Origin of the sequence: Salinispira pacifica (assembly GCF_000507245.1) — a bacterium.
Lineage (GTDB): Bacteria > Spirochaetota > Spirochaetia > DSM-27196 > Salinispiraceae > Salinispira > Salinispira pacifica.
Genome location: NC_023035.1, coordinates 2,091,401 through 2,104,204 on the forward strand (window position 1 = coordinate 2,091,401; position 12,804 = coordinate 2,104,204).

Sequence of the window (12,804 nt, forward strand, 5' to 3'; positions counted from 1 at the left end):
ATGGATTTACTCCGGCCGCTGAAGCAGTTCGAAAATCTGGGAACGGTTCAGCATCCGTTCCTCGATTATCTCGTGGCGCTTAATATCAACCGGTTCTTCAATGCCTTCCGTCTGGCAGTAGTTCAGCGCATCGAAGACTGACGTGAAGGTGTCGATGCTGATCAGTTCACCCATCTTCTTGTAGGTGAGTACGTATTTCACAGAGCTGTTTGATCCCATAGCTGTATTATACTCATTCAGGCGGATTTGTCATCCTGTTATGTTTGTCATCCTGTTACTTCTGATATCGGCGGATGGGCCTTCAGCCCGGAGCAGCAGTGCCGTCAGTTTTTTCTGATGTGATATCGAAGTAGACACCGTGGCGCAATATTGCCAGCATCGCATCCAGGTCCTGGAGAAAGCCGGACCTGAAGGCCAGCAGGTCGGTAAGAATTTCGTGGGCGACATCTTTCTGGGGGGTGTCTTTCTGTGGGATATCTTCCTGTGGGACAGATTGCTGGAGGGCGGCTTTACTGGAGGCAGAGGGATGCTGATCCGGGACAAAATCATGCTGTCCGGAAAGGCGTTGTTTAACATCAGTCAGGATCATTGCTGTGATCCGCCGGATCTGCTCCCGGTTTATGTTGAGTGTGTTTTGGGTGATATTATCAAACATAAGCTGCCGGATTTTTGCTGCTTTCACGGCGTGTTCCCGTGCAAATTCCGCCGCCATGTCCTGATTCCCCGGGTCATCGATCGTCATGAGAAGTCGGAAGGCTGCCGGTTCCTGGATGAACAGATCCAGGTAGACTTCGCCCAGCCAACGCAGACGCTGGAGAAAATCCGCAGGTCTGGTTGAAAGCTTCCGGTGGCAAACAGAGAGCAGAGTGACTGTGGAGTGTTTGATCAGATAAAGATAGAGACCCTTTTTGCTTCCGAACATGTTGAAGAGGGTGCCTTTGGACAGCCCGGAGTTATGCATAATTCTGTTGGTGGAGGTGTTGGTGAAACCGTGTTGTAGAAACTCCTGGATGGCGATTGTGAGAAGCTGGAGGAGTTTCTTTCTGCCCAGCGCAGAGGTGTAGCGGGGGATCTCAAGACCGTGAAGAAATTCGGGTGAGAGATTCATAAGAGCATATTACCGTAATGTGACCAGGTGGTCAAACTATCCGGGGGTGCTTTTTTTTGATATGCTCGATCTGGCCGGCCACCTCCACATTTCGCAAAGCTTCAGATCTCATTCCTCCCTCCCCCCCCACACACCCCTGCCCCACCATCCCGGGTCAGCATCCCGGGTCAGCGATATTCACAACGCCCAGGCTATGATATAACTGGCCTCACTATGGCATTGATTAGTCTGAAAAACATACATGTACGTTACTCCGACGAAGCCCTTTTTGAGGATGTAACCCTGCATATTCAGCCGGGAGATAAAATCGGGTTGCTGGGCAGAAACGGCAGCGGGAAAACAACCCTTCTGAAACTGATCGCCGGCGATATCCAGCCGGACCGGGGCTCTGTTTCCGTTCAAAAGGAAGTGAGGATCGCCCGGCTCATGCAGGATGCGGTGGGTGATTTCCAGGGCAGCACCCGGGAATTCTGTTTTTCCCCCCGCGGAAAGGCCCTCCTCCCCTCCAACGGCGCCTTGGGTAAAGAACTGTCCGGAAGCAAAGCTCATCAGAAAGAGCATCCGAAAGAGCATCAGTATGAAGAGTTTTCCCTGGAGCTGGACAAGAATTTCACCCGCCTCTCGGTGGATCCTGACGCGGAATACTCTCTGTTGTCCGGCGGGGAGAAGCGCCGGGTGCACCTGGCAATGGCCCTGGCCTGCCTTCCGGATGTATTGCTTCTGGATGAACCCACCAACCACCTTGATATCTCCACAATCCAATGGCTGGAGCGGCATCTTTCCATGAGCAATATCTCGCTGGTGATGGTGACCCATGACCGCCGCTTTGCCGCAAATGTGACAAACCGTATCAGCGAACTGGATCGGGGAGAGCTTTACAGCTTTGACTGCGGCTACGATGAGTTTTTGCGCCGCAGGGCAAGCCTTGCAGCCGCCCAGGACAGGGCCCGGGAGGCCTTCGACAAGAAGCTGGCGGATGAGGAGGCATGGCTGCGCAAAGGCATCAAGGCCCGTCGCACCCGCAACGAAGGCAGGGTAAAGGCACTGCAGGCCATGCGTGAAGAACATCGCAAACGCAGGAATAAAACCGGCCAGGTGCGGTTCGGCCTTGAAGAAGCCCGGCGCTCAGGGGATCTGGTTGCAGAGATGGAAGAAGTACAATTCAGCTATCCTTCCCGGCAAAATGATCCCGGCGATCAGAACAACAGTGAAACGGCTCCGATCATATCCTCATTTACCGCATCCATGTTACGGGGGGATCGAATCGGCATCGTGGGGGAAAACGGCGCCGGCAAAACCACCCTGGCCCGGCTCATAACCGGCGATCTGCAACCCGATTCAGGGAAAATACGCCTGGGCGAAGGTCTGGCGATTCTGTACTTCGACCAGTTAAGGAACCAGCTTGAGCCCTCAAAAACCATCCGGGAAAATATCGCCGGAGACGACGATGCCGTGGTGATTAATGGAAAGTCCAGGCATATCAACGCATATCTGAATGACTTCCTTTTCGATCCGGGGGATGCCAACAAGCCGGTGCACATCCTCTCAGGGGGTGAAAAAAACCGGCTCCTGTTTGCCAAATTGTTTCTTCAGCCCGCCAATGTTCTGGTCCTGGATGAGCCCACCAACGACCTGGACATGGAAACCCTGGAACTGCTGGAGGATCTGCTGGCGGATTTCAACGGCACGGTGATTATCATCAGTCATGACCGGGAGTTCCTGGACAACTGTGTGAGCGATCTGCTGATATTCACGGCTCCGGGTACCATAGAAAGTTTTGTGGGAAGCTACAGCGAGTGGGAACAGCGGCAGAAATCCGCAGAGAATGGCACACGGGAAAATGGAACCCAATCAGCCGGCAAAGCCAAAACCTCCGGCGAATCGGGCAGGAAACCCAAGACCCCAAGCAAAAAACTGAGCTACCGGGAAAAGCAGGAACTGGAATCGCTGCCTGAAACCATATCGGCCATGGAAACCCGAATTGCCGAAATTGAACAATCCCTTGCCGACCCTCTGCTGTATCAGGGTGATGAAGCCGGGGAGAAAACCCGCATCTTAAGCACGGAGCTTCAGGAATTGAATATCACTCTGGAAAATGCATATGAACGATGGGATGTTCTGGAGCAGAAACAGGGCTGACAAACCGCCGCCGGCAGTCGATTGCCGCAGGTTTGCCCCGCGGCGGCGCAATCTGCCGCCGCCGGCCTTCGACTGCCGCCCGGTACACCCCTACATTATGGGGGAAAAGATACGCAGAATGCTGTTTCGCAGCTTGATGAACGGAGACTGGCTGGTAAGGCTGGCATGGGTCACTTCTTCGCAGAATGCCAGGTCCCTGCGGAACTGGTCCACCAGCTGTCGGGACAGATCTTCGTCATAGATCACTGCGTTGGCTTCAAAATTGATATGGAAGCTGCGCATATCCATATTGCAGCTGCCTACGCTGCATATTTTTGAGTCAGCAACCACGGTTTTGCTGTGGAGAAATCCCCTGCGGTAGAGATACAGCTTCACCCCCGCATCAACCAGTCCGGGAAAGTATGTGTGGGCGGCCCAGAAGGGAGGGTGCTTGTCGGGAATACCGGTCATCATGAGATGGACGTTCACTCCGCTCAGGGCGGCAGACTGGAGGGCATGGAGAATGCCCTGGCTAGGGATGAAATAGGGGCTCTGTATCCAGATATCAGTATTTGCATTGGTGATCATCAGAAAGAACAATTGCTCAATGGATGACCAGCGGGAATCCGGACCGCTGAATGCTATCTGAACCGGGGTCTGGCGTTCGCCGGGGTGAAAGGCCGGAAAGAGTTTGCCGTCCAGAACCTGCTCGTTCCCGCTGGACGCCCAGTCGATGAGAAACAGCGCCTGAAGCATCATCACCGAATCCCCGGTAATCCGCAGCGCGGTATCCCGCCATTGTTCGAATTTGCTGCCCCCGTCAATATATTCTTTCCCCACATTGATGCCGCCGGTATAGGCTTTCCGGCCGTCGATCACCACCACCTTCCGGTGGTTCCGGTAATTGATTTTCAGGCGGGCGGGAGCCAGGTTGAGGTCCAGAAAATAGGAAAAGCGGATGCCCGCCTCTTTCAGCTCCCGGCGGTAGGCGTAGGATATTTTGCCGAATGAACCCAGGCCGTCGAATATCAGCTTCACATCCACACCGTTTCGGGCCCGTTCAATGAGAATTTCCTTCAGCTCCTCACCCAGCTCATCGGAACGCCAGATGTAAAACTCCATGTGTATGGTTTCCCTGGCCCTCTTCAGATCGTGGAACATGGAGGCAAAGGCATCTTTCCCGTTGTGAAAAAACCGGATGCGGTTGTTCAGTGTGATAATAGAGTTGTTTCCCGAAAGGAGCATGCGCATGAGTTTGGTCATGTCGCTGTAGGACTCGGATTCGTGGGTCTCGATGAGCCGGGAAATAAAATCCTGCTGGCGCTGGAGCACCGGCTGCAAAAAGGACCCGAAAATATCTTCGGGTTTCTGCTGAACGATTTTCCGCTTCTTCCAGTTGATTCCCAGCAGGACGTAAAAAAGCACCCCGATCCATTTGAACAGGAAGATCACAAGAAGCCATGCAATGGTGGTTTCACTGCTTTTGGTATCATCCAGGATGATAACCATGGATGTGAACAGGGTCACTCCAAGGCTGATAAGGGAAAGCAGTTGAAAGGGATCGCTTATACTCATATGTGTATGGATAGTACAACCATATGGATTCAAACACAATAATTGCGTTATCGCCGCAACAGGATATAATGGGCATCAGGAAACACATTATGAAAACACAATCCTACACCCATGCCTTCTCCGCCCTGGATCTTGGGTTCACCTCCATCCCCAACCGGATTCTCATGGGATCCATGCATACCGGCCTGGAAGAGAAGCCCGGCGGCTTCTCCAGACTTGCGGAATATTACCGGGAACGGGCGGAGGGCGGCGCCGGGATGATCGTCACCGGCGGCATCGCTCCGGACATACGGGGCTGGACCAAACCTTTCGCCGCCCGGATGAGCAGCTTCATTCATGTGCTGAAGCACAGGAAGATTACCCGGACGGTGCACCGCTACCCCACGAAAATCTGCATGCAGATTCTTCACACCGGCCGATACGGCTACCATCCCTTCACCGTATCGGCGGAAAAGCGCAAAGCGCCCATCAACCCGTTCACCCCACGAGCCATGACCCCAGCCATGATCCGCAGGAGCATCCGTCATTTCGCCCGGGCAGCCTCCCTTGCACAGCGGGCAGGCTATGACGGAGTGGAGATCATGGGGTCCGAAGGCTATCTGATCAATCAGTTTCTTTCTGCACGGACCAATCAGCGGGAAGATAAATGGGGGGGCAGCCTTGAAAACCGGATGCGGCTGGCCCTGGAAATTGTGAAGGCCGTCCGGGAAAAGGTGGGAAGGAAATTCATCATCATATTCCGTATATCCCTGCTGGAACTGGTTGAGAAGGGCAATCAGTTTGATGAGAGCCTGATACTGGCCGGAAAGCTTGCGGATGCCGGAGTGAACATTCTCAACACCGGCATCGGGTGGCATGAATCCCGGGTTCCCACCATCGGGGGAATGGTCCCCAGGGGCGTATTCACCAGGGTTACCGCAGAGCTGAAAGACCGCTTGGAAATACCTGTGGTGGCAACCAACAGAATCAACCGCATGGCGGACGCCGAATCCATTCTGGCATCCGGGGAAGCGGATATGGTTTCCATGGCCCGCCCCTTCCTCGCCGATCCGGAGATAGTACAAAAGGCCCGGGAAAACCGGGAAGAAACCACCAATATCTGCATCGCCTGCAACCAGGCCTGTCTGGACCATGTGTTCCTGAACCGCAGCGCAAGCTGCCTGGTGAACCCCCGGGCGGGCCAAGAAACCCGCATTCCCCGGCCGGAAGACAACAGGGCGAAACATCCTCTGCGGATCGGGGTGGCCGGGGCCGGTCCGGCAGGCCTCTCCTTTGCCATTCATGCAGCAGCCCGGGGTCACCGGGTGGAACTGTTCGAAAAGGAACAAGATATCGGCGGCCACTTCACCCTGGCGGCCAGAATTCCCGGCAAGTCGGAGTTTCTCTCAAGCATTGCGTACTACCGGAACATGCTGGAGGTTCACAGGGTGACCGTGCATCTGTCCCGTCCCTTCACCCCCGGGGACGCAGCCCGGTTTGACAAAGTGGCGGTGTGTACCGGAATCAAACCCCGGAAGCCGGATATTCCCGGTGCGGACCTTCCCCATGTTCTGGGGTACCGGGAAGCTCTCAGCGGAGATTTCACCCCTTCGGGGAGAGTCGCCATAATTGGGGCCGGGGGCATCGCAGTGGACACGGCAAACTATCTTCTCCAGCCCAATTTCCGGGGAGTCTCCATGACCGATGAGGAGTTTTTTACCCATTGGGGAATTGATCCCCTGTCATCGGTTCCCGGCGGTCTGACCATGAACCCTGCCGCTCCGGAATCCGGTCCGCTCCGGGGCCGTATCACCATGATGCGCCGCTCCAATGCAAAGCCCGGTGCGGGACTTGGAAAAACCACCGGCTGGATCCACCGTCTGGAGCTGAAAAAGGGAGAGGTTGAGTTTATCCCGTCTGTGCAGTACCGCAGCATTGACCCCCGGGGCGTCAGTATTACCGACGGGGAAGGACGGGAGCGGAGAATAGAGGCGGAAACAGTGATCGTGTGCGCAGGACAGGTTCCTGATAACGGCCTTTCACGGGAGCTGGATTCCGCAGGCATTTCCCACCTCCTTATCGGCGGGGCCAGGGAAGCCGATGAGGTGGATGCCAAGCGCGCCATAGATGAGGCGGTTCGCCATGCGGCCCGGATCTGACGCCCCTGCCCGGCCCAACAGCCTTACCAGGGAAACCCTGAACTCCGAAAGCATTGCCAGGATTGCCGCACAGATCAAAGAGACCTGGCCGGAATTTCCCGCATCCCGGTTCCGGCTGGAAGCAAACCGGGGATTGGAATCCCTGAATTTCATGGATCGCGCCCAGCAGATCAGAGACTGCTTGATCCGCCGGCTGCCCGGGAATTTCCGGGAAGCCGCAGCAATTTTATCTTCATCTGTGGGTCCCCCTGCAATGGAGGACGCAATTCAGGGAGTGGAAGGGTTTTACATCCTGCCCATGAGCATGTACATCTCCCGCATGGGACTGAACGATCCCGACGCCGCTCTGCCCGCCCTCTACGAAATGACCCGGCGGTTCACAGCAGAGTTCGATATCCGGCCCTTTCTCATACGGCATGAACAACAGACCCTGGGCTTTCTCATGCATATTACCGACGATGCCAGTCCCTTCGCCCGAAGGCTGGCCAGCGAGGGAACCCGCCCCCGCCTTCCCCTGGCTCCCCGCCTCCGCAGGTATATTGATGATCCCTCACCCCTGATCCCCATCCTGGAGAGGCTCCACGACGATCCCAATGAGATGGTGCGCCGGTCGGTGGCCAACAACGTAAATGATATCAGCAAAGATAACCCCCGGATGGCACTGGAGCTCATGCAGGCCTGGACATCCCGGGCTTCCGCCGGTGGTGAGGCCCGGGACGAAAGGACCGATTCAACCGAAAAAGGAAGTGCTTCCCGTCCGCCATGGGTGGTGCGCCACGGCGTCCGCAGCCTCGTAAAGTCGGCGAATCCACAGGCGCTGGAGCTGTTGGGCTATTCGGGTGCCCGGCTCCGGGTTGCAGGCTTCACCCTGGCGCCGGAGGAAGTGGAGCTGGGGGATGCCCTGGAGATGAACATCCGCATCGAGTCCGCCGCGCACTATGATCAAAAACTCTTAATCCAGTATATCCATCGTCATCCCAATGCCAGGGGAGGATACGGCGAACGAAGTTTCTTCCTGAAGCGGACAAATCTGGAAGCTCAAACCGTGCTGAATGTCCGGAAACTTCACCGGTTCCGGGCTTCTGTCAACAGACGCTACTATCCGGGACAGCACAGCATGATTATCCGGGTGAACGGCCGCCGCCTTGGGGAAGCACCCTTCCGGTTCAAGTCCGCTTCAAGTGAGTGAGGCCCTTACTGCTTCCAGTGCAAATGGGGATATGTTGAAAGAAACAGAAGCCTGTAGCTTCGGTAATTGGTGATAATGGTGGCTATGGCTGAAGATGCGATGATTCCGAAAAATATGAGAATCTGATATCCGGCAGCCTCCAGGGGACTCGCACCGGCCACCATCATCCCCGCCATTGCCCCGGGAATGTGAACTATCCCCAGGGTCTTCAGGGAATCGATCCGGGGAACCAGAGCGGTCTTCATGCTCATCTGCATGGGTATGCGCATGGCACTGCGGAAATCCATACCGTCCAGCATCAATGCCTCCACCATCTCCTGCTGGGAGGAAAAATCGCTGAGCGTCCGGCTGAACAGCAGGGCAATGCTTCGGCTTGCATTCCCCACAAGCATCCCGAAGATGGGGATGGCTATATTGGCCTGGTTCTCCAGACCTCCGCTGAGCAGAAATACCCCGATAATGCTCACCGTACTCATGCTCATTGCAAGAAGACTGGTGACAAACGCCCCGGGAATTTCCCGGCCCCGTTCCCAGGACACCCTGGCGCCCATGAGTATCATCACCAGAATAATCAGCAGTTTCAGAGACCAGTGTCCGGCGAAAATCGGCAGCAGAAGCAATGCGATAAACAGCAGCTGGACCACCGCCCGCAGGGAAACCTTCACCAGTTCCCCGTGAAGCTCCAGCTTCATCCCCATGGATATGATCACCGGGACAAGCAATATGAGATAGGCGATGATCCACTGGTCCCACTGCATGCCTGAGTTTTCGATGAACGCCAAAAAAGATTCCCACATTGCCGGCCTCCTCGCTGCGCCGTCAGAACTTCGTTGCCCCCAATATTCCCGGAATCCGAACAGAACCCCGGTAACCCGTCCAAACTCCCCGGCCCAGTCAGATCCTGAATTCATGCTTGTAAGCCTGGAGCATAATCAATATTATCAGAGACATGATTACAATGAACACACACTATAAGAAACTTCAGTCCTCATATCTGTTCTCAAAGATCGGGAAAAAGGTGGGAGACTTTCAGGCTGCCAACCCGGATCAGCGGGTGATAAAACTGGGAATCGGCGATGTGACCCACGCCCTGAGCGAAAGCATTCTCAGCGCTTTTCACAAGGGAGTGGACGACCAGGGAAGTGATGAAAGCTTTCACGGCTACGGTCCCGAGCAGGGCTACGCCTTCCTCCGGGATAAGATTGCCGAATATGATTACCGGCGCAACGGTTGTGATATTTCCCCGGATGAAATTTTTGTCTCAGACGGTGCCAAATGCGACACCGGAAACATCCAGGAGCTGTTCTCCCAGGATATCAGCATCGGAGTCCCCGACCCAGTATATCCTGTGTATGTTGATACCAATGTGATGGCCGGGCGCACCGGCGAGTTTGTCGACGGCCGATACGAAGGGCTGCACTACCTGGAAGGCAACGAGTCCAACGGCTTCGTCCCCTCACCCCCGGATCAGCATATCGATCTGATATATCTCTGCTTCCCCAATAATCCGACCGGAACAGTTGCAACCAGGGAACAGCTGGCAGAGTGGGTGGCGTATGCCCGCCGTGAGAAGAGCCTGATCCTGTTCGATGCGGCATATGTTGAATTTATCCGGGATGAGAGCATCCCCAAATCCATCTACGAAATTCCCGGAGCCCGGGAGGTTGCCGTGGAGTTCAGAAGCTACTCCAAGACCGCCGGCTTCACCGGAACCCGCTGTGCGTACACGGTGATTCCCTCGGAGTGTATGGTGTATGACGAAGACGGTTCTCCCCATTCCCTGAAGGATCTGTGGCTGCGCAGACAAAGCACCAAATTCAACGGGGTAAGCTATCCGGTGCAGAAGGCTGCCGAAGCCATCTATACCGAAAAAGGCCGGCAGGAAGTGAGGGCCTTGAGTGATTATTATCTTGAAAATGCCAAGCTGATCAGAAATAAAATGACCGGACTGGGTTTCACCGTATACGGCGGGGAGAACAGCCCCTATGTATGGGTGAAGGCCGGAGAATCCAGCTGGGAGCTGTTTGATGAACTGCTGGAAAAAGCTGCGGTTGTCACCACCCCCGGGGCGGGATTCGGCAGCTGCGGCGAAGGATTCATCCGGATTTCCAGCTTCAATCACCGGGATCAGGTAGAGGAAGCCCTGGAGAGAATCGCCGACGCCTTCGCATCCCGCTGATCCGGAACCCGGGGGGGGGCCGGGGAGTTAATCCCCGGCCCGGCGTTTCAGCTCCGGCTCAAGATACGTCTTCACCCGCTGCAGGGCCTGTTCCATGGCAGGCATGAATTTCAGCGCCGCTTCCATATCTTCTTCCTCACAGGCTTTTTCCACTTTTTCAGCCGCATTTCCCAGTTCTTTCATGCTGAGATTCCTGCTGCTTCCCTTTATTCCGTGACTGAGAATCTGGGCATCCCTGAAATTATCATTCTCCAGATACTCATGGATCTGAACGGTCTGCTGTGTGCTTCGCTCCAGAAACTGTCTGAGAATTCTGACAACCGCTTCCTCGTTGTTCATGAAGGTTTTCACCGCCGCAGCAAAATCTATCAGATTCCGCTCTTCATCCGTGCTGTTCCATCGGGCAGAAGCACTCTCTACCCCGGCGGACTCGGGAACCGGCTCCGGATCAGGCTTCGGCGTCGGATCAGGCTCCTGAACCGGTTCCCGGGCCGATTTCGCTTCCGCTTCCGCTTCCGGTTCGGGATCAGGCTTGGCCTGAGTTTTCCTTCCCTGCCAGCGATTCATAATACTCACAAGGTCGTCTCTGCTGAAGGGTTTTGACATGTAGTCATCCATGCCCGCCTTCAGGCATTTTTCTTTCTCTCCCATCAGGGCATTGGCAGTGACGGCAATAATGGGTTCATCGGCTCCCTTGTTCCGCAGTTCTGATGCGGCGCTATAGCCGTCCATTTCCGGCATCTGCAGATCCATAAAGATCAGGTCATACTTTCCCGGGGCGTATGCTTCAACGATTTCCCGGCCGTTGTTTGCCACAACCACCTGGTGCCCCAGCTTATCCAGAATGGTTTTAAACAGCTGCTGGTTCACAAAGTGGTCTTCCGCCAGGAGGATGCTCAGGGCTTCGCCCCCCAGCTCCTCAAGCCCAACGGGCTCTTCATCTTCCACTTCCGACAGATCCAGGCTGGTATCCAGGGCGAGGTTCAGCTGTTCGCTCAGCTGTTTGGTCTTCAGAGGTTTGGTCAGATATCCGTCGAACCAGTTGAGAAGTTTCATTTTGGCATCCGCCTGCATGGTTCCCGGAGGGCGGATGAGAAAGAGTCTGCTGCTGTTGATTGCCTTGTCGGAGTTCACTTCACTTGCGAACTGCCAGCCGTCCATGTCTTCCAGCTGCAGGTCAACCAGCACCACAGGCTCTCGTCCGCTCTCCATGGGTGTGCGGCGTAAATGCTCAAGCCCTTCTCTGCCCGAGCTGCAATGGGAAACCCCTGCGGCATGGGGACGAAGCAGACCGCTTAAGAACTCCGCGGAGGGTCGGTATCTATCCACCACCAGCACCTCCCGGTCTTCAAGGATGCTCAAGTCCCGGGTGATCTCCCCCAGGGTCCGGGAACTGACGGAGGGAACCTTCAGGGTGAACCAGAATGTGGTTCCCCTGTCCTCGTCGCTGGTGAAGCCGATCTTCCCGCCCATGAGCTGCACCAGATTTTTGCTGATGGAAAGTCCCAGGCCGGTCCCCCCGTACTTCCGGGTGGTTGTGGCGTCCACCTGCTGGAACGAGGAGAACAGGACGCTCTGCTTTTCCCGGGGTATTCCGATTCCCGTGTCCCGCACCTCTGTGCGGAACCGGATATATTCATCATCCTGCTCTATCAGCTTGAGATGAAGGCTCACATGGCCTTCATGGGTGAACTTCATGGCATTGCTGAGAAGGTTCACCAGAATCTGGCGCATCCGGGTGGGGTCGCCGCCCACCATTTCCGGCATCCGCGGATCAATATCCAGCAGGATTCCCAGCCCCCGTTTGTACAGCTCCAGACTGAGCATGTCCAGAACCGAGCCATAAAGGTCCACTATATTGTAATGGATGTTTTCTATATGAAGTTTGCCGGCCTCGATTTTTGAAAAATCCAGAATGTCATTGATGAGCCCCAGGAGGGCTTCGGCTGAGAAACGGATTTGAGCGGCGTATTCTGACTGCTCCTGGTCCAGACTGGTGTCCAGAAGCAGTTCTGACATTCCTCTGACTGTGTGAATGGGGGTGCGGATTTCATGACTCATGTTGGCCAGAAACAGGCTCTTGGACCTGGTTGCTTCCTCGGCGGCCTGTTTGTCACGTTCAAGGGTTTCCGTTTCCCGGATCTGCTGATCTGCGGCGATAAACGATGCATGCACTGCGCCGTTTTCAAGACGGGAGGCCGAGAGAAACCACCACTTATCCGCCACCTTGCCGGGTATGGATATTCTGCAGGGGATCACTCCCGTGCTCCCGGGGGTATCCAGCAGCCGTTTCAGTTCCTGCTGATACTGCATATCATTCCGGGGGACCACGATATCCGGGAGATGCTTCCCCTCAAGATCCTCCAGCCCTTCGGCGTACAGGGCGGCAAAGCTCTGATTCCACTGCATCACCCTGGCGCTGCCGGACAGAAGAAGCTGGGGTACCGGTGAGGAGAACACGTAATCTCGCAATGAAGGCCTCCGTGAGCTGCAGTAT

The 12,804-nt window shown here is 55.4% G+C and carries 9 protein-coding genes and 1 pseudogene; 5 read left to right on the forward strand and 5 right to left on the reverse strand.

Annotated features, from left to right (window positions below):
- Positions 1-6: 6 nt before the first annotated feature.
- Entirely contained in the window at positions 7-219 is a 213-nt protein-coding gene (locus tag L21SP2_RS09265) for a hypothetical protein (RefSeq protein WP_024268240.1), read from the reverse strand.
- Between the two features lie 82 nt (positions 220-301).
- Positions 302-1,108 carry a TetR/AcrR family transcriptional regulator gene (locus tag L21SP2_RS17220; RefSeq protein WP_024268241.1) on the reverse strand — a complete coding sequence of 269 codons (807 nt, stop codon included), beginning with the start codon at positions 1,106-1,108 and terminating at the stop codon, positions 302-304.
- 213 nt (positions 1,109-1,321) lie between these two features.
- Between L21SP2_RS17220 and L21SP2_RS09275 the strand changes: the two are divergent.
- Together L21SP2_RS09275 and L21SP2_RS19250 are read left to right on the forward strand one after the other, a co-directional pair.
- Positions 1,322-2,836: pseudogene (locus L21SP2_RS09275) on the forward strand (ABC-F family ATP-binding cassette domain-containing protein); the annotation flags it as partial.
- 51 nt (positions 2,837-2,887) lie between these two features.
- A complete protein-coding gene (locus L21SP2_RS19250; protein ID WP_425277212.1) occupies positions 2,888-3,247 on the forward strand; it encodes a hypothetical protein in 360 nt (119 codons plus the stop codon).
- Between the two features lie 90 nt (positions 3,248-3,337).
- Here L21SP2_RS19250 and cls read toward each other — a convergent pair whose 3' ends face one another.
- Positions 3,338-4,801, reverse strand: a complete 1,464-nt coding sequence (gene cls / locus L21SP2_RS09280) for a cardiolipin synthase (protein ID WP_024268244.1) — start codon at positions 4,799-4,801, stop codon at positions 3,338-3,340.
- Positions 4,802-4,890: 89 nt separating this feature from the next.
- Here cls and L21SP2_RS09285 point away from each other — a divergent pair, with 89 nt between their 5' ends.
- Together L21SP2_RS09285 and L21SP2_RS17225 are read left to right on the forward strand one after the other, a co-directional pair.
- Positions 4,891-6,939: an oxidoreductase gene (locus tag L21SP2_RS09285; RefSeq protein WP_041402669.1), complete on the forward strand. Its 2,049-nt coding sequence runs from the start codon at positions 4,891-4,893 to the stop codon at positions 6,937-6,939.
- Positions 6,923-8,128, forward strand: a complete 1,206-nt coding sequence (locus L21SP2_RS17225; RefSeq protein WP_024268246.1) for a DNA alkylation repair protein — start codon at positions 6,923-6,925, stop codon at positions 8,126-8,128. Before L21SP2_RS09285 ends, L21SP2_RS17225 begins: the two co-directional genes overlap by 17 nt.
- 5 nt (positions 8,129-8,133) lie before the next feature.
- Here the strand turns inward: L21SP2_RS17225 and L21SP2_RS09295 are convergent, their stop codons facing one another.
- Positions 8,134-8,925 carry an ABC transporter permease gene (locus tag L21SP2_RS09295; protein WP_024268247.1) on the reverse strand — a complete coding sequence of 264 codons (792 nt, stop codon included), beginning with the start codon at positions 8,923-8,925 and terminating at the stop codon, positions 8,134-8,136.
- Between the two features lie 161 nt (positions 8,926-9,086).
- Between L21SP2_RS09295 and L21SP2_RS09300 the strand changes: the two genes are divergently transcribed.
- Positions 9,087-10,307, forward strand: coding sequence for an LL-diaminopimelate aminotransferase (locus L21SP2_RS09300; protein ID WP_024268248.1), 1,221 nt, complete (start codon positions 9,087-9,089; stop codon positions 10,305-10,307).
- Between the two features lie 27 nt (positions 10,308-10,334).
- Here L21SP2_RS09300 and L21SP2_RS09305 read toward each other — a convergent pair whose 3' ends face one another.
- The gene (locus tag L21SP2_RS09305) at positions 10,335-12,779 is read right to left on the reverse strand and encodes a response regulator (protein WP_024268249.1); all 2,445 of its coding nucleotides are present in this window, start codon (positions 12,777-12,779) and stop codon (positions 10,335-10,337) included.
- Between the last annotated feature and the right edge of the window lie 25 nt (positions 12,780-12,804).

Bases quoted from the DNA above. Each gene is read 5' to 3' on its own strand.
- L21SP2_RS09295 (WP_024268247.1), bottom strand. From the start codon at position 8,925: ATGTGGGAATCTTTTTTGGCGTTCATCGAAAACTCAGGCATGCAGTGG.
- L21SP2_RS09285 (WP_041402669.1), top strand. From the start codon at position 4,891: ATGAAAACACAATCCTACACCCATGCCTTCTCCGCCCTGGATCTTGGG.
- cls (WP_024268244.1), bottom strand. From the start codon at position 4,801: ATGAGTATAAGCGATCCCTTTCAACTGCTTTCCCTTATCAGCCTTGGA.
- L21SP2_RS17225 (WP_024268246.1), top strand. From the start codon at position 6,923: ATGCGGCCCGGATCTGACGCCCCTGCCCGGCCCAACAGCCTTACCAGG.
- L21SP2_RS09300 (WP_024268248.1), top strand. From the start codon at position 9,087: ATGAACACACACTATAAGAAACTTCAGTCCTCATATCTGTTCTCAAAG.
- L21SP2_RS09265 (WP_024268240.1), bottom strand. From the start codon at position 219: ATGGGATCAAACAGCTCTGTGAAATACGTACTCACCTACAAGAAGATG.
- L21SP2_RS17220 (WP_024268241.1), bottom strand. From the start codon at position 1,108: ATGAATCTCTCACCCGAATTTCTTCACGGTCTTGAGATCCCCCGCTAC.